At 71.7% G+C, this 22,567-nt stretch carries 21 protein-coding genes; all 21 read right to left on the bottom strand.

Annotated features, from left to right (window positions below):
* Positions 1-39: 39 nt before the first annotated feature.
* Positions 40-1,494, bottom strand: coding sequence for a glycogen synthase GlgA (glgA, locus tag HHL10_RS13675; RefSeq protein WP_169160924.1), 1,455 nt, complete (start codon positions 1,492-1,494; stop codon positions 40-42).
* Positions 1,494-2,753: a glucose-1-phosphate adenylyltransferase gene (glgC, locus tag HHL10_RS13670; protein WP_169160923.1), complete on the bottom strand. Its 1,260-nt coding sequence runs from the start codon at positions 2,751-2,753 to the stop codon at positions 1,494-1,496. Before glgC ends, glgA begins: the two co-directional genes overlap by 1 nt.
* A gap of 218 nt (positions 2,754-2,971) precedes the next feature.
* Complete coding sequence (gene glgX / locus HHL10_RS13665) at positions 2,972-5,026, bottom strand: glycogen debranching protein GlgX (RefSeq protein ID WP_169160922.1); 2,055 nt, start codon at positions 5,024-5,026, stop codon at positions 2,972-2,974.
* Entirely contained in the window at positions 5,023-7,206 is a 2,184-nt protein-coding gene (glgB, locus tag HHL10_RS13660; RefSeq protein ID WP_169160921.1) for a 1,4-alpha-glucan branching protein GlgB, read from the bottom strand. The genes glgX and glgB overlap by 4 nt, the downstream gene beginning before the upstream one ends.
* 88 nt (positions 7,207-7,294) lie before the next feature.
* Positions 7,295-8,542: a spore maturation protein gene (locus tag HHL10_RS13655; RefSeq protein ID WP_169160920.1), complete on the bottom strand. Its 1,248-nt coding sequence runs from the start codon at positions 8,540-8,542 to the stop codon at positions 7,295-7,297.
* 183 nt (positions 8,543-8,725) lie between these two features.
* Positions 8,726-9,589 carry a PEP-CTERM sorting domain-containing protein gene (locus tag HHL10_RS13650; protein WP_205833032.1) on the bottom strand — a complete coding sequence of 288 codons (864 nt, stop codon included), beginning with the start codon at positions 9,587-9,589 and terminating at the stop codon, positions 8,726-8,728.
* 47 nt (positions 9,590-9,636) lie between these two features.
* Positions 9,637-10,461, bottom strand: a complete 825-nt coding sequence (locus HHL10_RS13645; protein ID WP_169160919.1) for a PEP-CTERM sorting domain-containing protein — start codon at positions 10,459-10,461, stop codon at positions 9,637-9,639.
* Positions 10,462-10,667: 206 nt separating this feature from the next.
* Positions 10,668-11,231 carry a histidine phosphatase family protein gene (locus tag HHL10_RS13640; RefSeq protein WP_169160918.1) on the bottom strand — a complete coding sequence of 188 codons (564 nt, stop codon included), beginning with the start codon at positions 11,229-11,231 and terminating at the stop codon, positions 10,668-10,670.
* The gene (gene cobS, locus HHL10_RS13635) at positions 11,224-12,024 is read right to left on the bottom strand and encodes an adenosylcobinamide-GDP ribazoletransferase (RefSeq protein WP_205833031.1); all 801 of its coding nucleotides are present in this window, start codon (positions 12,022-12,024) and stop codon (positions 11,224-11,226) included. The genes HHL10_RS13640 and cobS overlap by 8 nt, the downstream gene beginning before the upstream one ends.
* Positions 12,025-12,037: 13 nt before the next feature.
* On the bottom strand, positions 12,038-13,072 hold the full coding sequence (gene cobT / locus HHL10_RS13630; RefSeq protein ID WP_169160917.1) for a nicotinate-nucleotide--dimethylbenzimidazole phosphoribosyltransferase: 1,035 nt from the start codon (positions 13,070-13,072) through the stop codon (positions 12,038-12,040).
* A 122-nt stretch (positions 13,073-13,194) separates the two neighbouring features.
* Positions 13,195-14,253: an aminotransferase class I/II-fold pyridoxal phosphate-dependent enzyme gene (locus HHL10_RS13625; protein WP_235971444.1), complete on the bottom strand. Its 1,059-nt coding sequence runs from the start codon at positions 14,251-14,253 to the stop codon at positions 13,195-13,197.
* Positions 14,244-15,161, bottom strand: a complete 918-nt coding sequence (cbiB, locus tag HHL10_RS13620) for an adenosylcobinamide-phosphate synthase CbiB (RefSeq protein ID WP_169160916.1) — start codon at positions 15,159-15,161, stop codon at positions 14,244-14,246. The genes HHL10_RS13625 and cbiB overlap by 10 nt, the downstream gene beginning before the upstream one ends.
* Positions 15,161-15,730 carry a cob(I)yrinic acid a,c-diamide adenosyltransferase gene (gene cobO / locus HHL10_RS13615; RefSeq protein WP_169160915.1) on the bottom strand — a complete coding sequence of 190 codons (570 nt, stop codon included), beginning with the start codon at positions 15,728-15,730 and terminating at the stop codon, positions 15,161-15,163. The genes cbiB and cobO overlap by 1 nt, the downstream gene beginning before the upstream one ends.
* Positions 15,731-15,738: 8 nt before the next feature.
* On the bottom strand, positions 15,739-16,383 hold the full coding sequence (bluB, locus tag HHL10_RS13610; RefSeq protein ID WP_169160914.1) for a 5,6-dimethylbenzimidazole synthase: 645 nt from the start codon (positions 16,381-16,383) through the stop codon (positions 15,739-15,741).
* Between the two features lie 208 nt (positions 16,384-16,591).
* Positions 16,592-16,960, bottom strand: a complete 369-nt coding sequence (locus HHL10_RS13605; RefSeq protein WP_169160913.1) for a (2Fe-2S) ferredoxin domain-containing protein — start codon at positions 16,958-16,960, stop codon at positions 16,592-16,594.
* Between the two features lies 1 nt (position 16,961).
* Positions 16,962-17,990 carry a precorrin-3B C(17)-methyltransferase gene (gene cobJ, locus HHL10_RS13600; RefSeq protein ID WP_169160912.1) on the bottom strand — a complete coding sequence of 343 codons (1,029 nt, stop codon included), beginning with the start codon at positions 17,988-17,990 and terminating at the stop codon, positions 16,962-16,964.
* Positions 17,991-18,000: 10 nt separating this feature from the next.
* Positions 18,001-18,399: a cobalamin biosynthesis protein gene (locus HHL10_RS13595; protein WP_169160911.1), complete on the bottom strand. Its 399-nt coding sequence runs from the start codon at positions 18,397-18,399 to the stop codon at positions 18,001-18,003.
* Complete coding sequence (locus tag HHL10_RS13590) at positions 18,396-19,145, bottom strand: cobalamin biosynthesis central domain-containing protein (protein ID WP_169160910.1); 750 nt, start codon at positions 19,143-19,145, stop codon at positions 18,396-18,398. Before HHL10_RS13590 ends, HHL10_RS13595 begins: the two co-directional genes overlap by 4 nt.
* Entirely contained in the window at positions 19,142-19,966 is an 825-nt protein-coding gene (gene cobI, locus HHL10_RS13585; protein WP_169160909.1) for a precorrin-2 C(20)-methyltransferase, read from the bottom strand. The genes HHL10_RS13590 and cobI overlap by 4 nt, the downstream gene beginning before the upstream one ends.
* The gene (cbiE, locus tag HHL10_RS13580) at positions 19,963-21,276 is read right to left on the bottom strand and encodes a precorrin-6y C5,15-methyltransferase (decarboxylating) subunit CbiE (RefSeq protein ID WP_169160908.1); all 1,314 of its coding nucleotides are present in this window, start codon (positions 21,274-21,276) and stop codon (positions 19,963-19,965) included. Before cbiE ends, cobI begins: the two co-directional genes overlap by 4 nt.
* Entirely contained in the window at positions 21,266-22,375 is a 1,110-nt protein-coding gene (locus HHL10_RS13575) for a cobalt-precorrin-5B (C(1))-methyltransferase (protein WP_169160907.1), read from the bottom strand. Before HHL10_RS13575 ends, cbiE begins: the two co-directional genes overlap by 11 nt.
* Positions 22,376-22,567: the final 192 nt, after the last annotated feature.

The following is a 22,567-nucleotide window of genomic DNA, read 5'->3' as shown; positions in this document are numbered from 1 at the left end:
TCCCGGCTATTGCGTTCTTTCCGTTCCAGATGAGGGGAACTAGGCGCCGAGAGCACGGTACAGGGCCAGATACTGCGCGGCCGCGTCGTCCCAGCCGAAGTGTTGCGCCATCGCGCGCCGCTGTACCGCTTTCCAGGCGTTCGGACGCGCAAATAGCGCGAACGCGCGGCGAAGTGCACGCTCCATATCCCCCGCATTGAAGGCATCGAAGACGAATCCGGTGGCCCGGTCCTCGGCCAGATCCTCCAGCGTGCAGTCCACCACCGTGTCGGCCAGGCCGCCCACGCGCCGCACCAGCGGCAGGCTGCCGTAGCGCAGCCCGTAGAGCTGCGTCAGGCCGCAGGGCTCGTACAGCGAGGGCACCAGGGTGACGTCGCTGCCGGCGAAGATGCGGTGCGCGAAGGCCTCGTCGTAGCCGATGCGGATCGCCACCGCCTCCGGATGCTCCGCCGCCGCCGCGCGCAGCGCCGCCTCGATGCGGCCGTCGCCCGCGCCTAGCGTGACCAGCTGCCCGCCGCGCGCCACCAGCTGTGGCAGCAGCTCGACCAGCAGCGGCAGCCCCTTTTGCTCCGCCAGCCGGCTCACCATGCCGAACAGCGGGCCCGGGCGCGGCTCCAGCCCCATCTCCTTCTGCAGCGCGGCGCGGTTGTGCGCCTTGCCGGCGAGCTTCACGGCGTCGTAGCGCCGCGCGATGTGGGCGTCGGCGGCCGGGTCCCACACCTGCTGGTCCACGCCGTTGAGGATGCCCGACAGGCGCCCCTCGGTGGCACGCCGCCGCAGCAGCCCCTGCAGCCCGCAGCCCTGCTCCGGCGTCTGGATCTCGCGCGCGTAGCTGGGACTGACCGTGGTGACGTGGTCGGCGTAGTACAGCCCCGCCTTCATGAACGAGACCTGGCCGTGGAACTCCAGCCCCTCCACCGCGAAGGCCGAGGCCGGCAGCCCCAGCTCGGCCAGGTGGTGCGGCGCGCACAGCCCCTGGTAGGCCAGGTTGTGCACGGTGTAGACCGTGCCCACCCGCCCCTGCCGCACGGGCTCGAAAGCCAGGTAGGCGTTGACCAGCGCGGCGTGCCAGTCGTGGCTGTGCACGATGCGCGGTGACCACCACGGGTCCAGCCCCAGCGCCAGCCGCGCCGCCGCCCAGCCCAGCAGGGCGAAGCGGCGGTGGTTGTCGCCATAGGGGTGGCCGTGCTCGTCCTGGTACGGGTTGCCCGGTCGCTGGTAGAGCGCCGGCGCGTCCACCACGTAGGCCGGCTGGCCACCCAGGGCGCCCAGGTGGCCGTAGAGCAGCGTGGCGCGCTCGCCCCAGGGCGCATGGAAGTCCGCCACCCGCACCGCGTCGCCCAGGCCGGCCACGATCGACGGGAAGCCCGGCAGCAGCACCCTGAGCTCGGCACCGGCGCGCGCCAGGGCGCCGGGCAGCGCGCCGGCGACATCCGCCAGCCCGCCGGTCTTGAGCAGGGGAAAAAGCTCGGCGCTGACCTGCAGGACCCGCATCACAGCCGCGCCAGCATCTCGCGCGTGACCAGCACCACGCCACCCTCGCTGCGCTCGAAGCGCGCCGCGTCCGCCTCGGCGTCCTCGCCGATCACCATGCCCTCGGGGATCACGCAGGCGCGGTCGATGACCACGCGCTTGAGCACGGCGTGCCGGTTCACGGTCACGCCGGGCAGGATCACTGCATCCTCCACATGGCAGAAGGAGTGGATGCGCACGTTGGAGAACAGCACCGAATTGCTGACATGCGAGCCGCTGACGATGCAGCCGCCCGACACCATGGTGTTCACCGCCAGGCCATGCTGGCCTTCATGGTCCGGGATGAACTTGGCCGGCGGCAGCTGGCGCTGGTAGGTCCAGATCGGCCAATCCTCGTCGTAGATGTCGAGCTCGGGCGAGATGCTGGCCAGGTCGAGGTTGGCGGCGAAGAAGGCGTCGATGGTGCCCACGTCGCGCCAGTAGGCCTGCCCGCCGGCCCGATTGCGCACGCAACTCATGGAGAACGGGTGCGCCACCGCGCGGCCTTCGCTGACCACGCGCGGAATGATGTCCTTGCCGAAGTCCAGGCTGGAGTCCGGGTTGGCCATCTCCTCCTCCAGCAGCCGGTACAGGTAGTCGGCGTTGAAGATGTAGATGCCCATGCTCGCCAGCGAGGTGTCGGTGCTGCCCGGCATGGGCGGCGGATCGGCGGGCTTTTCGAGGAAGCTGGTGACGAGCCGCTGCTCGTTGACCGCCATCACGCCGAAGGCGCTGGCCTCGCTGCGCGGCACCTCGATGCAGCCCACGGTGCAGCCCGCGCCGGTGGCCACGTGGTCCTTGAGCATGATGGAGTAGTCCATCTTGTACACATGGTCCCCGGCCAGCACCACGATGTACTCGGGCTTGCCCGAGGCGATGATGTCCAGGTTCTGGTAGACCGCGTCGGCGGTGCCGCGGTACCAGTGCTCCTCGTCGATGCGCTGCTGCGCGGGCAGCAGGTCCAGCATCTCGCTCATCTCGCCGCGCAGGAAGCTCCAGCCGCGCTGCAGGTGCCGCAGCAGCGAGTGCGACTTGTACTGCGTGATCACGCCGATGCGCCGGATGCCGGAGTTGATGCAGTTCGACAGCGCGAAATCGATGATGCGGAACTTGCCGCCGAAGTACACGGCCGGCTTGGCGCGCCGGTCGGTGAGCTGCTTCAGCCGCGAACCTCTGCCGCCGGCCAGCACCAGCGCAATGGTCTTGCGCACCAGCTGGGTGGAATGCACGGGCCGGTCCATGGAACTTGTCGCCTCGGTACTCATTGACTGCTGTGGTCTTGGTAGGACTGTGGGCCTGCCGCCGAGGCGGCAAAGGGCTGGCGCGGCTCGGGGCCCTGCGGTGCAAGCTTCGTGCCTTGGTTGCGCAGGCCAACGACAAGTCGCCGGGCCAGTATGCGTCATGTTGGGGCCCGATCCTGGTGCACCCCCGGCGGCAAGCCAACCAGCGCGCGGCGCCCTCAGCGCTCCGCCACCCACAGGCTGTGCGCCGGCAGCACCGCCTCGGTGCCCAGGTCGGGCGCCAGCAGGTCCATGTCGCTGCGCAGCACCAGGCGCCAGCCATGCGCCGCGCCCTCCCGCCCCGCCGGCAACGTGAAACGGTGCGGCTCCGCGTCCGGGTTGAACAGCAGCAGCAGCTCGCAGCCCGCGCCGCCGTCAGGCAGCCAGGCGGCGAAGGCGCGCCGGTCCACCCGCTCCCACTCGTGCCCGGCCAGCGCGTCGCCGTCCGGATGCAGCCAGCGCACCTCCTCGTCGCCCAGCCAGCGGTCGGCGCGCAGCCGCGCGTGGCGGCGGCGCAGCGCCAGGCACTGCGCCAGGTAGCCGGCCAGCCCGGCCTCGGCGCCGGCCCAGTCCAGCCAGGTGATCTCGTTGTCCTGGCAATAGGCGTTGTTGTTGCCTTGCTGGCTGTGGCCGATCTCGTCGCCGGCCAGGAGCATGGGCGTGCCCAGCGACAGCGCCAGCGTCGCCAGCAGCGCGCGGCGCAGGCGCAGGCGCAGCGCCACCACGGCCGGATCGTCGCTGGGCCCCTCCACGCCGGCGTTGGTGCTGAGGTTGTGGCCGTGGCCGTCGCGGTTGTGCTCGCCGTTGGCCTGGTTGTGGCGCTGGCGGTAGCTCACCAGGTCGCGCAAGTTGAAACCGTCGTGCGCGGTGACGAAGTTCACCCCCGCCAGCGGCCCGCGCGCCGTCGGCCGGAACGCCTCGCTGGAGCCGGCCAGCGCGTGCACGAAGCCGCCGCGCGACACGCCGCCCACCAGCCAGAAGGCGCGCAGCGTGTCGCGGTAGCGGTCGTTCCACTCCTGCCACGGCGCCGGAAAGCGGCCCAGCTGGTAGCCACCGGGGCCGATGTCCCAGGGCTCCGCAACGAGCTTTACCCGCGCCAGCACCGGGTCCTGCGCCACGGCGGCGAAGAAGGCGGCGCGCGCGGAAAAGCCCTGCGCGTCGCGCCCAAGGATGGGCGCCAGGTCGAACCTGAAACCGTCCACGCCGAGGTGCTGCACCCACCAGCGCAGCGCGTCCATCACCAGCCGCAGCGTCAGCGGCTCGGCCAGGTTGAGCACGTTGCCGCAGCCGCTCCAGTTCTCGTACTGCGCCGCGTGGCCCGGGCGCAAATGGTGGTAGTGGCGGTTGGCGATGCCGCGCAGGCTCAGCGTCGGGCCCAGCTCATCGAGCTCGGCGCTGTGGTTGAACACCACGTCCACCAGCACCTCGAAGCCCTGCGCATGCAGCGCATCAACCATGGTGCGGCACTCCATCAGCGCATTCGCGCCGGGCTCCCGGCTGGCGTAGCGCGCCTCGGGCGCGAACCAGGCGATGGGGCTGTAGCCCCAGTAGTTGGACAGGCCCAGCTTCAGCAGCCGCGCCTCGTCTGCGCGGTGCGCCAGCGGCATCAGGCTCAGCGTGGTGACGCCCAGGCGCCGCAGGTGCTCCAGGAACACCGGCTGCGCCACGCCCAGGTAGCTGCCGCGCAGCGCCTCCGCAATGCCGGGGTGCCGCATCGTCGCGCCGCGCACGTGCAGCTCGTACAGCACCGTGTCCGCCGCCGGCACATGCACATGCTCTTCGGGCGCCAACGCCGGCGGCTCCTCGGCCACGCGGGCCTTCAGCGCCACGGCAGCGTTGTCGCGCGCATCGGGCCGCTGCGGCTGCGCCGGGTCATGGCCGAGGAAGAGCTCGCTGCCGTCGTAGCGCCCCACCACCTCGCGCGCGTACGGGTCGAGCAGCACCTTGGCCGGATTGAAGCGATGCCCCTGCGCCGGCTGCCACGGCCCGTGCACGCGCCAGCCGTACACCAACCCCACGCCCGCCCCAGGCAGGAAGCCGTGCCAGATGCCGTGACTGCAGCACGGCAGCGCCAGGCGCCGCAGCTCGATGCGGCCCTCGGCGTCGAAGAGGCACAGCTCCACGCGCGTGGCGTCGGGCGCGGCCAGCGCGAAGTTCAGACCCTCGGCCTGCACGCTGGCGCCCAACGGCCAGGGCCGGCCCGGGCCGAGTGCCGCTGCTTCCGCGCTGCTCACTCCACCGGCGCCCACAGCAGCGTCGCCAGCGGCGCGATGTCGATGACGATGGACTGCGCGTGCCCGTCGCAGGGCACGGGCTCGGCGTGGCGCGGGCCGTTGGCCACGCCGCTGCCGCCGTAGACGGCCAGGTCGGTGTTGATCAGCTCGCGCCAGGCGCCGGCCCTGGGCACGCCGATGCGCCAGCCGTGGCGCACCACCGGCGTGAAGTTCGCGACCGCCACCACCACGCCGCCCTGCGCGTCGCGGCGCTGGAAGGCGAACACGGCATGCGCCTGGTCGTCGTGGCGAATCCACTCGAAGCCCGCCGGGTCCACGTCCAGCCGGTGCAGGGCGCCGAAGTGGCGGTACACGGCATTGAGGTCGCGCACCAGGCGCTGCACGCCGCGGTGCCGCTCGACGTTGGGGCCGTGCTCCAGCAGGTGCCAGTCCAGGCTGGCCTCGTGGTTCCACTCGCGCTCCTGCGCGAACTCGCCACCCATGAACAGCAGCTTCTTGCCCGGATGCGCCCACATCCAGCCGTAGCCCGCGCGCAGGTTGGCGAAGCGCTGCCAGTCGTCGCCCGGCATGCGTCCGATCAGGGAGCGCTTGCCGTGCACGACTTCGTCGTGCGAGAGCGGGAGCACGTAGTTTTCGCTCCAGGCGTACATGAAGCCGAAGCGCAGCTGGTCGTGGTGCCAGGGCCGGTATGCCGGATCACGGCTGAGGTAGCCCAGCGTGTCGTGCATCCAGCCCATGTTCCACTTGTAGTGGAAGCCCAGGCCCTGCAGCCCCTGTGGCGCCGGCGGCCGGCTCACGCCGGGCCAGGAGGTGGACTCCTCGGCAATCGTCACCGCTCCCGGCCGCTCGGTGCCCACCACGTGGTTCATGCGGCGCAGGAAGTCCACGGCCTCCAGGTTCTCGCGTCCGCCCTGCCGGTTCGGCAGCCACTGCCCTTCGGCGCGGCTGTAGTCGCGGTACAGCATGGAGGCCACGGCATCGACGCGCAGCCCGTCCACCTCGAAGCGCTCCAGCCAGTACAGCGCGTTGCCGGTGAGGAAGTTGCGCACCTCGGCGCGGCCGAAGTTGTAGACAAGCGTGTTCCAGTCGGGGTGGAAGCCTTCGCGCGGGTCGGCGTGCTCGTAGAGGTGCGTGCCGTCGAAGCGGGCCAGCGCGAAGGCGTCGGTCGGGAAGTGGCCCGGCACCCAGTCCAGGATCACGCCCAGCCCGGCCGCGTGCGCGGCGTCGATGAAGGCCTTGAAATCCTCCGGCGTGCCGAAGCGCGAGGTCGGCGCGTACAGCCCGGTGGGCTGGTAGCCCCAGGAGCCGTCGAAGGGGTGCTCGTGCACCGGCAGCAGCTCCAGGTGCGTGAAACCCAGCTCGCGCGCGTAGGGCACGAGCTGCTCAGCCAGCTCGCGGTACGTGAGCCAGCGCCAGCCGTCGTTGCGGCGCCAGGAGCCCAGGTGCACCTCGTAGATGCTCACCGGCGCATCGAAGGCGTTGGCCGCGGCGCGCTCCGCCGCCATCGGCCGCGCCGGCGGCAGCGCCGCCACGCGCGAGGCCGTGCCCGGGCGCAACTCGGCGGCGAAGGCGTAGGGGTCGGCGCGCAGCGTCACCTGCCCGTCCGCGCCCAGCAGCTCGAACTTGTAGAGCGCGCCGGGAGCAACGCCCGGAATGAACAGCTCCCACACCCCGGCCTCGCGCCGTAGCCGCATCGGATGGCGCCGGCCGTCCCACTGGTTGATCTCGCCCACCACCGACACCCGCCGCGCATTCGGCGCCCACACCGCGAAGCGCACGCCCTCGATGCCGTCCACCGTCGCGGGATGCGCGCCCAGCGCCTGGAACGGCCGCTGGTGCGTACCCTCGGCCAGCAGCCATAGGTCCAGCTCGCCCAGCAGCGGCGGGAAGCGGTACGGGTCCTCCAGCTCGCTCTCGTGCGTGCCCCAGTCCACGCGCCAGCGGTAGGCGAAGCGCTCTTGCGGGCCCGACAGCGAGGCCTCGAACACGTCGCTGTGCGGGATGCGCTGCAGCTGCGCCAGCACCGCGCCGTCGCTGTCCCGCGCCCACACCCGCCAGGCGCCGGGCAGCAGCGCGCGCAGGGTCCAGGCGCCGTCCACGGGACCGTGCAGCCCCAGCACGGCAAAGGGATCGCCATGGTCGGCGCGCATCAGGGACTGGACGGTGGCGGCATCAAGCATCGGGACGACTCGGTTTGTTCTTGGAAGGCAGCCCTGGGGCCGTCCTGACTGTAGCGGCCCGGCACAGGCCGCCCGCCGCGCCCGCTGCTCAGCGGTAGAACAGGTACGCCACCACGATGGCCCCGGCCACGCCCACCGCGTCGGCGATGAGCCCGCAGGCCAGCGCGTAGCGCGTCCGGGTGATGTTGACGCTGCCGAAGTACACGGCCAGCACGTAGAAGGTGGTCTCCGTGGAGCCCTGGATGATGGAAGCGAGCCGGCCCTGGAAGGAATCGACGCCGTAGGTCTTGAGCACGTCCACCATCAGCCCGCGCGCGCCGCTGCCCGAGAGCGTCTTCATCAGCCCGACCGGCAGCGCCGGCACGAAGTCGGTGTCCAGCCCCAGCGCCGCGACGCCGCGGGCGATCAGGCCGATGAGTGCATCCATGCCGCCGGTGCTGCGGAACACCGAGATCGCCACCAGGATGGCGATCAGGTACGGAATGATCCGCACCGCCACGTCAAACCCTTCCTTGGCGCCCTCGACGAAGGCCTCATACACGTTGATGCGCCGCCACGCGCCCACGGCCACGAACAGCGCGATCACCGACACCACCGCGAAGCTGCCCAGCAGGCCCACCAGCTCGGCCATGCGCGCCGGCGGGTAGCTGCTCAGCCACATGTAAAGCCCGCCGGTGAGCGTGATGAAGCCGGCGAAGAAGGCCAGCACCGGCCAGCAGAACAGGTTGATGCGCTGCCACAGCGCCACCGCCACCAGCCCGGCGCTGAAGGAGATGAAGGTGGCAATGAGCGTGGGCAGGAAGATGTCGGCGCCGTTGAAGCCGGTGAGCCCCTGCTCCACGGCGATGGCCTGGCGCAGCGCGATGACGGAAGTGGGAATGAGCGTGATGCCCGCGGTGTTGAGCACCAGGAACATCACCATGGCGTCGCTGGCGGTGTCCGGGCGCGGATTGAGCTCCTGCAGCTCGCGCATGGCCTTGAGGCCCAGCGGCGTGGCGGCGTTGTCCAGCCCCAGCATGTTGGCGCTGAAGTTCATGACGATGCTGCCGCCGGCCGGGTGGCCGCGCGGGATCTCCGGGAACAGCCGCGCGAAGAAAGGCCCCAGGGCGCGCGCGAACAGCTGGATCACGCCGGCCTGCTCGCCGATGCGCATCACGCCCAGCCACAGGCTCATCACGCCCACCAGGCCCAGCGAGATGTCGAAGCCGGTCTTGGCGGTGTCGAAGATGCCGCCCATGACGCGGCCGAACACGCCCAGGTCGCCCTGCAGCAGCTGCACCAGCGCCGCGCCGAAGCCCAAGAGGATGAAGGCAACCCAGACGTGGTTCAGGATCATCGAAGGCAGGCGGCAGCGGCGTGGACGGGGCGGCGCAGCATAAGCGAGCGCCCATGCCGTCCCGCCGTCCCCCATCTGCCGCCACGCGGCGGCCTGCCACGCGCCCGCGCCTGCCGGGTCCTTCGGCGCCACCCTGCCCGGGCCGCCCCCGCGCACCGCCGCCCTCGGCCGGCGCCGCCTGGCTCAGCGCCGCCGCGCCCGCCTGGCCACGCCGGCCACCACGCCCAGCCCGCACAGCATCAGCGCCGCGCTAGCCGGCTCGGGCACGGGCGCCGCCGGCGCGGAACTTCCAACGTTGAGCCGGCGGAATATCTCTCCCTCGGAGCCGACCTGGATGGAGATATAACCGCTCCCCGGCCGGCCGGAGGCATTCTCATAAACGAAGGTTTCGCGCCCGGACCAGCTTTTGTGCGTGTCCGGCTCGTACACCAACTCCAGGCCGTATTCGAGATAAGCCACCTCATTGTTGGGCGACAGGGAATGCTCCACGACCATGCGCGTGCGGGCAATCTGCAAGAATTTGTCCGTATTGGGCAGGTTGCGCCTCACATCCATATCCAGGAAGCCGGAGAAAATCACCTTGGTATAAGGCGTGACCTCGTACCAGCGATCGCTCTGGCCGGCCGGCGAGGCGCCGGCCTGGAATGAGCGGGATTCCTGGACACTGGCGTCATTGAGAATGGAGCCGCGGGTGGCGATATTGAAGGTGCTCCCGGCGCCCAATTGGCCGCTCATGCGCGCCATGGCCTGGACGGACGGCGTCTGCGCCGTGACCCCCATGGGCTTGAAGCCGACGTACCCGTCATATCGGGATTCGCCGTCCACCAGGTTGAACGGCTTTTCCTCTTCCGAAGCTACCGCGGAAACGTATGAATCACCGCCGCGGGTGAAGGTGATGCCGGGTGCGATGCCGTCGTTCGGCCGCAGATCGACCAGCCGGTAGCGCAAATTGCCCAGCCGGGCATGAGCTGAAATGTCGGCCCGGGCCGGCGTGGCGATGACCAGGACCAGCACCGCCAGCGCCGGGCCCATGAACGGGTATTGCATGGCCGCTCTCCAAAATGCCGCAACGGGTGGGCGATGAATCGGTGCGCTTATTTGATGGCGCGCCGGCGCAGGCCCGCCGTGCCGGCCAGCACCCCGACGCCGCACAGCATCAGCCAGGGTGTGCCGGGCTCGGGCACGGGGAAGAAGGATTTGCCTTCCCCGCTCATGAACGTGTAGAGAAGGATTTGCCGCGGCGCTGCGCTGAGATTGGAAAACGACATGTCGATGTCCTGAACACTGCGTCGGCTGTCCACGGCGCCCGGATTGATCCTGACCGAATTGACGGCCGCGTCCAGGTATTCGCCCTCCGGGCTCTTCAAATAGGCGCCACCCTCGATCCAGCCTTCCTCATAGCGCGCCCCATGCCGGCCCAGGGTTTGGGCGGCTTCGACCGTGATTTTCCCGCTCCAGGTCACCTGGGTATAAGGCGCCAAGGTCATCGCCAGATGAAAAGCCGGATGACTGTAGAGCAGCAGCCAGCTGGACTGTTGCGGGCTGCTGCGCACGTTACCGGCCTTGCCGCCCACGAACATATTCAGGCCGCCGTCCTGGAACGAGCCCGACAAGCCGAATGAAGCCTGATTGCGAGCCCCGCTCACCTCCCTGTAAAGGGCCATCCCGTCCTGGAATACACCGCTTTTGTCCACATACGCACTGCGTGGCGCGCCGCCGCCGGGCCGGGATGGGCCATCGGCGACTTCAGCGCGCAGCGAATAGATATTGCCGTCCAGGCTCATCGCCGCCGCGCTGCCGTCGTCCGGTCGCAGGTCGGTCAGGCGGTAATCCAGTCCCGAGAAGTTCGCGCCGAGCAGCACGTCGGCCCGGGCGGCCGCAGGGCCCAGGCCTGCCGCGGCGGCCAGGGCCAGCAACATGAATCCGCTGCGCATTGCCGTACTCCCGCAATGCCGAAAGCTTTTCGGCGCAGCAAATGCTAGGGCGCGCCGGTGTGAATATGAGAAACCCTTTTTCCGCCAAGACCCGGATCAAGGGCCGCAATCAGCGAAGGTATTTTCTGTTTCACCGGAGATACGGTTTTGCCGCCGTTTCTCCGATAGGCGCGCCGCGCGGCAGCGGGCGTTCAGCCCAGCCGCCACAGCTCGCCGTAGCCCGGCGCGGCCGGCCACTCGTGCACTCGCGGCAACGTGCCGCGGGTGGTGCTCCAGCGCCGCGCCAGCATCCAGCCGCCATGGGCCACCACCACCGCCGGCGCCACCGGCCAGGCCGCGGCGCGCTCCAGCATGCGCGCCAGGCTTTCGCCGCCGCCGGGCCGGCCGTGGCTGAAGTCGGCGCACCAGGCGTCCACCTCGGCGCGGGCGATGGCGTCCCAGCTCAAGCCGTCCCAGGCGCCGAAGTCCATTTCCAGCAGCGCCGGGTCGATGCGGTGCGTCCAGCCCAGGCGCCGCAGCCAGCGGCCCACCGCCGCGCAGCGCCGCAGCGGCGAGGTCCAGACCATGCGCGGCAGGCCCGCGCGCCGCGCCGCGCGGTCGATGCGCCGCGCCAGCCGCCGCGCGCGGCGCGGGTCCACGCGCAGGTCGGTGCGGCCGATGCAGCGGCCCTGCGCGCCTTCCGGGCGCGGATGGCGCCAGGCCCAGATCAGGGACGAAGCGCTCTCATCAGCCCTGCTGGCGCCGCGCTCAGCCATGGGCCGCCTCCATCACCGCCAGCCACGCCAGCAGCGCCGCCAGCTCGGAGAACTGCTGCGAAGCGCCCAGCGTGTCGCCGGTGAAACCGCCCAGGCGGCGGCGCAGCCAGCGCGTCATCCACAGCACCACGGCGGCGATGGCGCCCAGCGCCCAGGGCAGGCCGCGGGCCAGTTCCGGGCCGCCCAGCGCCACCGCCAGCACCCCGGCCGCCAGCACGTGTGCCAGCGCCACCGCCACGCCGCCGGGCCCGATGTGCGTGGCCAGCGGCTTGGCCTTGGCATGCTCGGGATCGCCGCCGTAGGGCAGCAGCCGCATCAGCAGCACCGGCGCGCCGCGCGAGGCGGCATGGCCCCAGGCCAGCACCAGCCCGGCCAGCAGCGGCGAATGCCCGGCCAGCGCCGCCAGCGCCGCTGCCTTGAGGCCCAGCACCAGCACCAGCCCCAGCGCGCCGTAGCTGCCCAGGCGCGAGTCCTTCATGATCTCCAGCGCCCGCTCGCGCCGCACCGCGCCGCCCAGGCCGTCGCAGGTGTCGGCCAGCCCGTCCTCGTGGAAGCCGCCGGTGAGCCAGACCGTGGCGGCCAGGCTCAGCCCCGCCGCCACCAGCGGCGGCCACACCCACAGCGCGGCCCACAGCACCGCCGCGCCGAACACCCCCACCACCAGCCCCACCAGCGGGAAATGCCGTGCGCAGGCCTGCAGCCAGGCCGGCTCGAAGCCCACCCAGCCCGGGATCGGCACCCGCGTGAAGAATTGCAGCGCGACCAGGAACAGCCGCGTCTCGTGCAGCAGCATCGCCGGCCCGCCTTCAGTCGGCGTTGCGGCTCACGCCGGCGACCTCGAAGCTGGCCATCTCGGCCAGGATGCGGCAGGCCGACTCCAGCAGCGGCCAGGCCAGTGCCGCGCCCGAGCCCTCGCCCAGGCGCAAGTCCAGCGCCAGCAGCGGCTGCACGCCCAGGTGCTCCAGCATCAGCGCGTGGCCGCTTTCCTGCGACTGGTGCGCGAACACGCAGCACTCCAGCACCGCCGGGCGCAGCGCCGCCGCCACCAGCACCGCGCTGCCGCAGATGAAACCGTCCACCACGATCACGCGCCGCTCGGCCGCGGCCTGCAGCACCGCGCCCACCATCGTTGCGATCTCGAAGCCGCCGAGGGCCGCCAGCGCCTGCAGCGGCTCCACCGCGTGGGCATGCAGCGCCAGCACGCCGGAGAGCACCCGCACCTTGTGCGCCAGCGCCGCGTCACCCAGGCCGGTGCCGCGCCCGGTGCAGCGCTCGATGGGCAGCCCCGCCAGCCGCGACAGCAGCAGCGCGGCGCTGGAGGTGTTGCCGATGCCCATCTCGCCCAGCAGCAGCGCGTTGCCCGGCAGGCCGCGCACCACGTCGCGCCCGGCCTCCAGCGCGGTGGCGCACTGGTCCGCGCTCATGGCCGGGCCCTGCGAGGCGTCGGCGGTACCGGGTGCCACCTTGCGCAGCAGCAGCCCCGGCTGGGGCTCGAAATCGCAGCGCACGCCGGCGTCCACCACCGAGAGCTGCAGCCCATGCTGGCGCGCCAGCACGCTCACCGCGGCGCCGCCGGCCAGGAAGTTCATGACCATCTGCCAGGTGACGTCGCCCGGGTAGGCCGACACGCCCTGCGCCGTGAGGCCATGGTCGCCGGCGAAGACGACCAGCTGCGGCTGCTCCAGCCGCGGCGTCTCGCTGCCCAGCACCCGGCCGAGCTGCAGCATCAGCGCCTCCAGCCGCCCCAGCGCGCCCAGCGGTTTCGTCTTGTTGTCGATGCAGTGCCGCAAGGCGGCTTCGAGTGCGGGTTGGTGCAAGGAGGGGATGTCGGGGAGGTTCATGGTGTTGCGGCCCGCCCGGCGGCCGGGGTCGGGCGTGATGGGGTCAATGGGAATTCGTCGGCTGATCGGCCGGGGCAGGCGCGGGTTGAGGACGGTGCAAGCGGAATTGCAACAGGCGGGGCTTACGCCTCCCCCCAGGCCTCCGCCAGCGCCCGCTGCGCCTGCGGCGGCTGCACGCTCACCCGCACCCAGCCCGGCAGGCCGAAGGAGGTGGCGTCGCGCAGCTTCACGCCGCGCTCGCGCAGCGCAAGAAGCTGGCGCTGCTTGTCGCTGAACCCGGGCGCCGCCAGCCAGAACGGCACCACCGAGGGCTGCTGCTTCCAGCCCAGCGCCTGCAGCGCGGCCCACTGCTGGCGTTTCCAGACTTTCAATTGCTCCCGGGCCGCCGCCAGCACCTGCTGCGTCTGCGGCAGCGTCCAGGCTTTCAAGAACTCCACGCCCTCGGCCGACAGCACCCAGCTCGGCGCCAGCGCCAGCAGCGCCGCCCCAAGCTCGCCGTCGCCGGGCGCCACGATCCAGCCCGCGCGCACCCCCGTCAGGCCCAGCGCCTTGTTGGGCGAGCCCAGCTGCCAGGCCGACTGCGCCACCGCGTCCGGCACCGGGTCCTGCCCCCACAGCCGCAGCGGCTCGTAGGCCCGGTCCAGCGCCAGCCAGGCGCCGCGCGCCTGGGCCATCTCCTGCAGCGCCGGCCAGAACGCCGCCGGCAGCGTCGCGCCGGTCGGGTTGCAGGGCTCGCACAGCCACACCAGCGCGCGCCCGGCGCCGCGCTGTAGACCGTCGAGCAGCGCCCCCGCGCTGGTATAGCCACGCACCTCCAGCCCCAGCGCCTGGGCGGCGGCGCGGTAGTCGCCATAGCCCGGCTGCGGCACCCAGACCACGCTCACCCCCTGTAGCCGCGCCGCCAGCGTCAGGCGCCGGATGCCCTCGCTGCTGCCGGCCGTGGGCAGCACGCGCCCCGGCGCCACGCCCAGGAAGGCACCCAGCCCCTGGCGCAGCGCGCCGTACTGCGGATCGGGATAGCGCCCGCGGTCGGCGTCCCGCAGCGCCCGCAGCACCGGCGCCGGCGGTGGCAGCGGGTTGGCGTTGGTGGAGAAGTCCCAGCGCACCGGTGCGCCGCCGTCCGGCCCGCCGTGTTCGACGTGGACGACGGGCACGGCCAGCGGCTCGCCCATCAGCCCCATGCCCGGCTCCCCAGCCACAGCCCGGCCGCCGCCAGCAGCGCCGCGCCGGCCGCCACGGCCTGGCCCGACCAGGCCAGCGCCGCGCGGGTGTGGTCCGCCCGCGGCACGGCGCCGCTGGCGTGCAGCGCGTACACGCCCGGCTTGGACAGGCGCACGCCCAGCAGCAGCGCCATCGCGCCCATCGGCCAGCCGCCATTGGGCGAGGGCGTGACGCGTGCCTCGCGCGCCAGCCCAGCCGGCCAGCGCCGCGCCGCCAGGCACAGCAGCAGCGCGGTGAGCCGCGCCGGCAGCCACGACAGCGCGTCATCGGCGCGCGCCGCGAATTTGCCTACCCACTCCCAGCGCCCGCGGTAGCCCCACATCGCGTCCGCCGTGTTGGCCCAGCGGTACAGCGCCGCGCCGGGCAGCCCGGCCACGGTGAACCAGAACAGGGGCGCCACCACCGAGTCGTTGAGGTTCTCGGCCAGCGTCTCGATCGCCGCCTCGCGCACCTCGTGCGGCTGCAGTTGGGAGGTGTCGCGGCTCACCAGCCGGCTCAGTTGCGCGCGCCCGGCCTCCAGCGACTGCGCCAGCGCCGCCTCCACCGCCCGCACCTCGTCGCGCAACATGCGCCAGGCCAGCAGCGGTTTCAGCAGCAACCCCAGCAGCGGCCCGGCCGCCCACCAGGGCAGCGCGCGCAGCCCCAGCTCCAAGGCCCAGGCGATGGCGGCCACGCCAGCGGCGCCCAGCAGCCAGGCCAGTGCCCCGCCGAGGAACGCCGCCACCGGCCGCCACTTCAGCAGCGCCGGCCCGACCGCGCCCAAGGCCTTGCCCATGTAAACCACCGGATGCGCGCGCGCCGGCGGTTCGCCCCAGAGGCGATCCACCGCCAGTGCGATCACGACCGCCAGTGCCGCCACCGCGTCCATCAGTCCTCGATCCCCCGCTGCGCCGGCACACCGGCCTTGAAGTGGTGTTTCAGCATGCGCATCTCGGTCACGGTGTCGGCCAGGTCCATCAATTCCTGAGGCGCCTGGCGTCCGGTCAGCACCACGTGCACCTGCGCCGGGCGCTCGCGCAGTGCCTGCAGCACCGCGTCCAGCGCGATCCAGCCGTAGCGCAGCGGGTACATGATTTCGTCGAGCACCACCATGAAATGCTCGCCGGCGCGGATCAGGGCCTCGGCCCTGGCCCAGCCTTCGCGGGCCAGTTGCGCCGAGTGCTCCAGGTCGCGGCTCTTCCAGCTGAAGCCGTCGCCCAGGCCCTCGATGGGGATGCCCAGCTGCTCGAAGACGCGGTGCTCGCCGAAGCGGGCGCTGGGCACCTTCATGAACTGGAACACGTGCACGCGCTTGCCGCGCCCGTGGGCGCGCAGCGCCAGGCCGAATGCGGCCGTGCTCTTGCCCTTGCCGTCGCCGGTATGCACCAGGATCAGCCCGCGGCGCTCGCCGTCGGGGCGCTGGTAGCGCGCTTCGGAAGGTGGGGTCTCGATGTCCATGGATGCAATCACTCCGGCCAGCGGTCGGTATGGATGAATTCGTCCAGCGGCCGGCCCTGGCGCCAGCCCTCGGCCTGCAGCATCGGCTCGTCGTAGAAGCGCGCCACCGGGCCCAGGCACAGCACCGCCATGGGCCGCGCGCCCGGCGGCAGGTGCAGCAGCGCGCCCAGTGCCTCGGGGTCGAACAGCGACACCCAGCCCAGCCCCAGGTTCTCCGCGCGCGCGGCCAGCCACAGGTTCTGGACGGCGCAGGCCAGCGAGCACAGCGCCATCTCCTGCGGCAACGTGCGGCGGCCGAACACCGTGCCGTCGTCGGGCGCCAGCACCGCGACCAGCAGCTCCGCACACTCGCGCACGCCTTCCACCTTCAAGCGCATGAAATCCGCGCCGCGCTCGCCCAAGGCCTCGGCCGTGGCGCGGCGCTCGACCTCCACCAGCGCCGCGATGCCCTCGCGCAGGGCCGGGTCGGCGATGCGGATGAAACGCCAGGGCTGCATCAGCCCCACGGACGGGCCCTGGTGCGCCGCCTGCAGCAGCCGCCGCAGCACTTGCGGGTCCACGCTCGCGCCGGGCAGGAAGTGGCGCATGTCGCGCCGCGCCGTGATAACGCGGTACAGCGCCTCGCGCTCGGCGGTGTCGAAGTGCTCACTCATTCCGTTTCTTGTTCGCCAGCAAGGTATTCCGTTCGTCCTGATGCTTCGATACCTCAGCACAGGGCACGCCCTGCGGGCGCGTCGAAGGATGAACGGCCCCAGCTGTGCGGCCGCCATCGCAGCCTTGCGGATTCGCCCTTCGATACCTCAGGGCGAACGGGTCAATTCATCAACAAAACCGAGATCAGATCCGTATGAAGTTTCTTGCTCAACCGGCCGCGCCCGGACCCTGGTGGAACACCAGGTCCTCGACCACCTCGCCCTTGCACAGGTGGCTGTCGATGATGCGGTCCATATTCTCGGGCGTGACGTTGTAGTACCAGGTGCCGTCGGGCTGCACGCACATGACCGGGCCGCCCTTGCAGGCGGCGAAGCAGCTGACGCGGCTGCGCTTGACGCGCAGGTCGCCCTGGTCCAGCCCGGCGGCCTTGAACTTGTCGCCCAGGCTGTCGAACAGCGCCTGCGACTCGCCGTCCTGCGTGCAGCGCGGGCCGGTACACACCAGCAGGTGGCGTCGGTAGGCGCCGATCTTGGGTTTGACGACGGTGGGGGTGACGGGGGTGTCGTTCGCGTCCATGTCAGCCCTCCCCTTCCGCTTCGCCCACCGCAGCCACGGCCCCCACCTCCACCGGCTCCGCCAGCGTCGCCGCGATGTACTCCACCGGCAGCCGGTGCAGGCGCGCCAGGTCGGCCACGGTGTGGCCCTCGGTGTGTTGCGCCTGCAAGGTCTCCAGCCAGCCCAGCAGGCCGGTACTCAGCGAGCGCCCGGCCTTCTCGCCGTCGCGGGTCTCGAAGCCCTGCTCCACGTCGTACTTGTTGGCGTAGCCGCGCGGCGTGACCATCAGCCCGTCGCGCACGAAAGTGCTGCTGTTGCCGATGAGCACCGTGCTGAGCATGCCGATGTCGCTGTCGGTCATCTTGTCCAGCGTGGTGAACTCGATGTGCTGCCGGCGCCGGTACGCGCTCTTGACGATGGCCACCGGCGTGTCCGGGCGGCGGTGGCGCAGGAACAAGCGCTGCGCCTCCACGATCTGGCGCGTGCGCCGGCCGCTCTTGGGGTTGTAGAGGGCGACCACGAAGTCGGCATAGGCCACGGCATCGAGCCGGCGCGCGATCACGGGCCAGGGCGTGAGCAGGTCGCTCAGCGAGATGGCACAGAAGTCGTGCGTCAGCGGCGCGCCCACCAGCGCGGCGCAGGCATTGAGCGCCGAGGCGCCGGGAACGATCTCCAGCTGCACCGGGTCGTCGGGCGTCCAGCCGGCCTGGAACAGCACCTCGTAGGTCGGGCCCGCCATGCCGTAGACGCCGGCGTCGCCCGAGGAAATCAAGGCCACTTTCTTGCCCGCGCGCGCGGCTTCCAGGGCGTGGACGGCGCGGTCCAGCTCCTCGGTCATGCCCTTGCGCACGACTTCCTTGCCGTCGAGCAGGTCGGCCACGAGCTTGATGTAGGTGACGTAGCCCACCACCACGTCGGCCTCGGCGATGGCGTCGCGCGCGCGCTGCGTCATGTGCTCCACGCTGCCCGGGCCGATGCCCACCAGCATGATCTTGCCCACGGGGCTCGCTTCGGCTTCAGCAGCGGCAACGCCGGTGTCGATCTCGCTCATTCCTTGTCCTTCACTGATGGATGCGTGCCACCGACACGGTGGCGTTGCGGCCGTCCGGGCCGCGGTACTTGTGTTTCTCGACCAGCAGCGCCGTCATGTCCGCGCCGGCCGCCAGCAGCGCCGCGGCCTCGCTCACCGAGGGCGTGCCGGTGTAGCGGCGCACGGTCTCCGAGGGGTTCGGCACCGCCACCCCCGCCAGCTCGGCCGCGGCGTAGAAGCGCAGCGGCCAGCCGTGGCGCCGGGCCAGGCCCAGCAATCCCACCTCGTCGGCCTTGAGGTCGATGCTGGCCGCCGCGGCGACCGCCTCCAGCCCCACGCCGGCCTGCGCCAGCGCCTGCGTCACGGCGTCTTCAATGGTTTCCAGCGGCGTGCCGCGGTCGCAGCCCAGCCCCAGCGCGACACGGGTCATGCCGCGGCGCCTTCCAGCGGCGGGCGGTACACCACCAGGCGCTCGTTCAGCTGCTCCCAGGTGTCGGCGCCGATGTCGCGCTGCGTCACCCACAGCACGGCGCGGAAGCGCGCCAGGTCCACGTCCTCGAAGCGGCTGAAGCGGTGGATGTTCTCGGGCAGCGGCGTCGGCCGTGTCCACCAGTGCGGGCTGCCCGCCTCCTGCACGAAGGCGATGGGCTCGCCGTTGACGACATGAGCCGACACGCGCGTCACGTTGAGCTTGGGCGCCTCCACGCGCCAGCCGAGCTCGCGGCCGAGGATGTCCACGGGAATGGTCTTGACCACGTCCGACGCGGTCGTCACCACCGGCGTGGCGCCCAGCAGCGCCGCCACTGCCTCGGCGCAGGCGTTGGCGCCGCCCACGTGACCGGACAGCACCGGGATGACGAAGCGGCCGGCGTCGTCCACCACCGTAACGCCCGGGTCCTCGTCCTTGGATTTGAGGTGCGGCGCGATCAGGCGCACCACCGCGCCCAGCGACACGAAGAACACGAGCTGGTCGAAGCCCTCGAACAGCGCGCCGATCTCGTCGCGCAGCGCGCCGCCGTAGGCCCGCACCGGGTTGGACAGCCCGGCAAAGGTGGATGCGAACTTCTCGCTGGTCACGACCTGCGCCTGCGGCAGCTTCGAGGCCAGCTCGGCCGCCTGCTGCGCGCCATGCCTGGTGATGGCGACGATCGCCAGCCGGGGGTCATTGCTGCTCATTCCTCGATCTCCGCGGGTTGGGCTTCAGGCGCCGGACTGTTCTTCTTGAGGCAGCCGCGCACGCGTTCGCCGCGGATGCGGTGCGGGTTGTGCACCAGCATCAGCGACAGGTAGCTCACCTTCTGGCCGCACAGGCTCAGGATCTGCTCGCCGCGCAGCACGCGCTCATCCGGCGCGCCGCAACGCTCGATGAAGGCCGTGCCGGCCAGCAGCCCGCGCCGCTCCAGCCAGTCCAGCAGGTCCTCCATCAGCGGCTTGACCTTCAGCAGCACCAGGGTGTCGAAGTCCTTGAGCAGCCGGTCCACGGCCGCGACGCCATAGGCGGCGGGCACCACGGCGATGGTGTCGTCCTGCTCCGACAGCGGCCGGCCCAGCGTGGCGGCCGCCGCCACGAAGGCGTTGACGCCGGCGATGGTTTCGACTTCAACCGCCGGCTCCAGCGCCCGCAGCGTGCGGGCGAGGTGGCCGAAGGTGGCGTAGGTGCTGGCGTCGCCCTCGACCAGGAACAGCACGTCGCGCCCGGCGCGCAGCACGGGCAGCACGGTGTCGGCGGCGCGCTGCCAGCTGCGCAGCAGCTTTTCCTCGTCATGCGTCATCGGGAACAGCAGCGCCTGGTGGCCTTCCGGCGGCTCCAGCCCGGCGCGCTGCACGATGTCGAAGGCGTAGCTCGGCGTCTTGGTGCTGCGCTGCGGGTAGGTCCACAGCGCGTCGCGGCGCTGCAGCTGGGCCCAGGAGGCGCGCGTGATCAGCCCCGGATCGCCCGGGCCCAGGCTTACGCCGATGAGGCGGCCCATGGGAAACGTCTTGGTCTTGTCGTTCATGCGGCTTCTCCGCGTTGGGCGCACACGATCCACACCGGGTTCTCGGCCGCCATGCGGTGCATCTGCAGGATGGGCTTGCTGCGCGAGGCCTGCAGCATCACCACGTCCCAGGCGGCGCCGGCGGCGCGCAGGGTTTCGGTGGCCAGCGCCAGGTTCTCCAGCGTCACGAAGTTCATCACCAGCGTGCCGCCGGGTTTCAACCGGCGCAGGCACAGCGCGATCAGCTCGGCCAGCTCGCCGCCGGAGCCGCCGATGAACACCGCGTCCGGGTCCAGCCAGCCGTCCAGCCCCTCGGGCGCCTTGCCGTGCACCAGCGTGTGGTTCGAAAGGCCGAAGGCGCGTTGGTTGCGCCCGGCAATGGCGAAGTCGTCGGCGTTCTTCTCGATGGCATAGACATGCCCGGCCGGACACAGCCGCGCCGCTTCCAGGCCCACCGAGCCGGAGCCGGCGCCGATGTCCCAGACGATGCTGTCCTCGCGCAACTGCAGCCGCGCCAGCGACACCGCCCGCACCTCGTGCTTGGTGATCAATCCCTTCTCGGGCTGGCGCTGCTCGAAGGAGGCATCGGGCAGCCCGAAGCGCACCGCGGCCGGCTTCGGCGCCGTGCGCCACAGCAGCAGCACGTTCGGGTCGGCAAAGCGCTGCTCGGCGGCTTGCGCCACGCTCAGCCCGGTGACGATGCGCTCCCCGGCCTGCAGCAGCCGCTCGGCCACGGCGAGCTGGAAGTCATCACCCAGGCCTTCGGCCAGCAGCAGCCGCGCGACGCGGTCGGGCGTGTTGTCCGGGCTGGTCAGCACCGCCAGGCGCTCGTGCCGGCGCAGCGCCTGCGCCAGCGCGTACAGGCCGTGGCGCGGGTCGGCGCCCACAGTCCACTCGCCCGCGTCCTTGGCGTGGATGCTGGCGATCTTGAGCTCCTGCCACACCAGGCCCACGCGCGCGCAGGCGAGCTGGATGGTGGAGAGATTGGGCAGCACCTCGATGGCCTCCAGGCACAGCCGCGTGGCCAGGTAGCCGGCAATGCCGTGGCACAGCGGGTCGCCGGTGGCCAGCACCACGCAGCGCTGGCCGGCGGCCTGCGCCGCGCGCACGTCCTCCACCACGGCCGACAGCGCGCCCAGCTCGCGCCGCTCCGCCTCCGGGTTGAGCCGCGCCTCCAGCAGCGCCAGCGTGCGCTTCGCGCCGATCACCAGGTCCGCATCCGCCAGGGCCTTCAGCGCCTGCGCGCCCAGGCTTGATGGTCCGTCGTCGAGCACGCCGACGATGCGGCAGCGCGGCGGGCGCTGGCCGTGTTCGTTCCCTTCATCCTGCATGGGACGATGCCTCCGCAATCTTCTTGCCGTCGAAATCGCAGACCAGCACGTCGAGCCTGAACTGGCCCGGGTAGCGCCCGGTCACGGTCTGCACCACCCTGCGCGCCAGGGCGGTATGAAAAGCTTCCAGCAGCCCCAGCGCCTGCATGCGCTCGGCCGCGAAGCGCGCGGTCTCGGCTGCGGCGATGGCGGCGCATTCCTCGGCCGGCGCGCCGATGCCCGCGGCCAGCTCCGCCAGCAGCGCGGTGTCCACCTCGGCGCGGTTGGCGTGGGTGATGGTTTCGCCCTGCGCGATCTTGGTGAGCTTGCCCACCATGCCGCCGATGACCACGCGCGTCAGGCCCACGGCCACGGCCGTGTCCAGCGCGTAGCGCAGGAAGTCGCCCATCTGCACGAAGCAGGCCTCGGGCAGTTCCGGCAACTCGGCGAAGGCGAATTTCTCGGTGCGCCCGCCCGTGGTCAGCACCACGGTGCCGGCGCCGGTGGTGGCGGCCACCTCCACGCCCTGCACCACGCTGGCACGGTAGGCCGCGGTGCTGTAGGGCTTGACGATGCCGGTGGTGCCCAGGATCGAGATGCCGCCCAGGATGCCGAGCCGGGCATTGAGCGTCTTCTTGGCCATCTCCTCGCCCTGCGGCACCGAGATGGCCACGGCCAGGCCGTCGCGCCGCAGCAGCTCGCCGGCAGCCTCGCGCACGTTGTCCTCGATGTTGCGGCGGGGGACGGGGTTGATGGCGGGCCCGCCCACTTCCAGGCCCAGGCCCGGCAGCGTGACGGTGCCCACGCCCACGCCGCCACGCAGCTCGAAGCGGCCGGCCGCGCCGGGCAGCCGCTGCACGTCGGCGGTGAGGTGCGCGCCGTCGGTGCAGTCCGGGTCGTCGCCGGCGAACTTCACCACCATCGCATGCGCGTGCGTGCCGTCGCAGCGCCCGTCGTGCACGGCGAAGCGCACGCGCTGGCCGTTGGGCAGCAGCGACTCCATCTCCGCCGGCACCTGGCCCGTGACCAGGCCTTCCACCGCCGCGCGCGCGGCGGCGGCGGCGCAGGCGCCTGTAGTGAAGCCGGTGCGGGTGCCGCGCTTGACGGTCTTTTCCATCATGGCTGGGCTCCTGGGAGTCGGGTCATGCGGGCACTCCGTCGGCAAACCGCCGTGCAGCGCCGTCAGCCACTCCGTCGTCATGCCCGCGTACGCGGGCATCCATGTTGGGCCGTCCGCCAGGACGGCGGCTTTCGGCTGGCGCTGCGTCAGGCTGCAGAACTTGGATGCCCGCGTGCGCGGGCATGACGACGT

This window comes from Azohydromonas caseinilytica (assembly GCF_012927045.1).
Taxonomy (GTDB): Bacteria; Pseudomonadota; Gammaproteobacteria; order Burkholderiales; family Burkholderiaceae_C; genus Azohydromonas; species Azohydromonas caseinilytica.
This window is presented reverse-complemented; position numbering and strand designations above follow the sequence as displayed.

Bases quoted from the DNA above. Each gene is read 5' to 3' on its own strand.
- HHL10_RS13575 (WP_169160907.1), bottom strand. From the start codon at position 22,375: ATGATGGAAAAGACCGTCAAGCGCGGCACCCGCACCGGCTTCACTACA.
- HHL10_RS13640 (WP_169160918.1), bottom strand. From the start codon at position 11,231: ATGGCTGAGCGCGGCGCCAGCAGGGCTGATGAGAGCGCTTCGTCCCTG.
- cobI (WP_169160909.1), bottom strand. From the start codon at position 19,966: ATGAACGACAAGACCAAGACGTTTCCCATGGGCCGCCTCATCGGCGTA.
- HHL10_RS13590 (WP_169160910.1), bottom strand. From the start codon at position 19,145: ATGAGCAGCAATGACCCCCGGCTGGCGATCGTCGCCATCACCAGGCAT.
- HHL10_RS13650 (WP_205833032.1), bottom strand. From the start codon at position 9,589: ATGCAATACCCGTTCATGGGCCCGGCGCTGGCGGTGCTGGTCCTGGTC.
- cobJ (WP_169160912.1), bottom strand. From the start codon at position 17,990: ATGAGCGAGATCGACACCGGCGTTGCCGCTGCTGAAGCCGAAGCGAGC.
- glgA (WP_169160924.1), bottom strand. From the start codon at position 1,494: ATGCGGGTCCTGCAGGTCAGCGCCGAGCTTTTTCCCCTGCTCAAGACC.
- HHL10_RS13655 (WP_169160920.1), bottom strand. From the start codon at position 8,542: ATGATCCTGAACCACGTCTGGGTTGCCTTCATCCTCTTGGGCTTCGGC.
- cobO (WP_169160915.1), bottom strand. From the start codon at position 15,730: ATGGACATCGAGACCCCACCTTCCGAAGCGCGCTACCAGCGCCCCGAC.
- cbiE (WP_169160908.1), bottom strand. From the start codon at position 21,276: ATGCAGGATGAAGGGAACGAACACGGCCAGCGCCCGCCGCGCTGCCGC.
- glgC (WP_169160923.1), bottom strand. From the start codon at position 2,753: ATGGACCGGCCCGTGCATTCCACCCAGCTGGTGCGCAAGACCATTGCG.
- HHL10_RS13645 (WP_169160919.1), bottom strand. From the start codon at position 10,461: ATGTTGCTGGCCCTGGCCGCCGCGGCAGGCCTGGGCCCTGCGGCCGCC.
- HHL10_RS13595 (WP_169160911.1), bottom strand. From the start codon at position 18,399: ATGACCCGTGTCGCGCTGGGGCTGGGCTGCGACCGCGGCACGCCGCTG.
- HHL10_RS13625 (WP_235971444.1), bottom strand. From the start codon at position 14,253: ATGGGGCTGATGGGCGAGCCGCTGGCCGTGCCCGTCGTCCACGTCGAA.
- bluB (WP_169160914.1), bottom strand. From the start codon at position 16,383: ATGAGTGAGCACTTCGACACCGCCGAGCGCGAGGCGCTGTACCGCGTT.
- cbiB (WP_169160916.1), bottom strand. From the start codon at position 15,161: ATGGACGCGGTGGCGGCACTGGCGGTCGTGATCGCACTGGCGGTGGAT.
- HHL10_RS13605 (WP_169160913.1), bottom strand. From the start codon at position 16,960: ATGGACGCGAACGACACCCCCGTCACCCCCACCGTCGTCAAACCCAAG.
- cobT (WP_169160917.1), bottom strand. From the start codon at position 13,072: ATGAACCTCCCCGACATCCCCTCCTTGCACCAACCCGCACTCGAAGCC.
- cobS (WP_205833031.1), bottom strand. From the start codon at position 12,024: ATGCTGCTGCACGAGACGCGGCTGTTCCTGGTCGCGCTGCAATTCTTC.
- glgB (WP_169160921.1), bottom strand. From the start codon at position 7,206: ATGCTTGATGCCGCCACCGTCCAGTCCCTGATGCGCGCCGACCATGGC.